The sequence below is a fragment of the Mesorhizobium sp. M4B.F.Ca.ET.017.02.2.1 genome, assembly GCF_003998955.1.
Lineage (GTDB): Bacteria > Pseudomonadota > Alphaproteobacteria > Rhizobiales > Rhizobiaceae > Mesorhizobium > Mesorhizobium abyssinicae.
Genome location: NZ_RZOF01000707.1, coordinates 1 through 467, shown reverse-complemented (window position 1 = coordinate 467; position 467 = coordinate 1). Strand labels below are relative to the sequence as shown.

The following is a 467-nucleotide window of genomic DNA, read 5'->3' as shown; positions in this document are numbered from 1 at the left end:
GACCGCACTGCTCGATGAACAGCCGTCGCTCGTCTACGAGGCGCACTCCACCGACTACCAGAGCCGCGCGGCACTGGCGGCGCTGGTCGCCAACGGCTTTCCGATCCTCAAGGTCGGCCCGGGCCTGACCTTCGCCTTGCGCGAGGCGCTCTACGGGCTCGACCTGATCGCCGCTGAAATGGTCCCCGGCTATGGCGACCGCTCGCTTGCCCGCACGATGGAGCGGGTGATGCTGGCGGCGCCCGGCCATTGGCGCAGCCATTATCATGGCGGCGAGACCAGCCTCTATCTGCAGCGTCACTACAGCTACAGCGATCGCATCCGCTACTATTGGAGCAATCCCGCGGCCAGCGTCGCCGTCGGCCGCCTGCGCGAGGTGCTTACCGGCGTCGACATCCCAGAAACGCTGATGCGGCAGTTCCTGCCGACGCTGCCGGCGGGCCTGGGGCCGGCGAGCGATCCCGAAG

1 protein-coding gene is annotated in these 467 nt (G+C 68.3%); it reads left to right on the top strand.

What is annotated here, in order from left to right; all coding sequences use genetic code 11:
• Positions 1-467 (top strand): class II D-tagatose-bisphosphate aldolase, non-catalytic subunit (locus tag EN738_RS34970; RefSeq protein WP_145967072.1); only part of this gene is annotated, 467 nt, incomplete at both ends.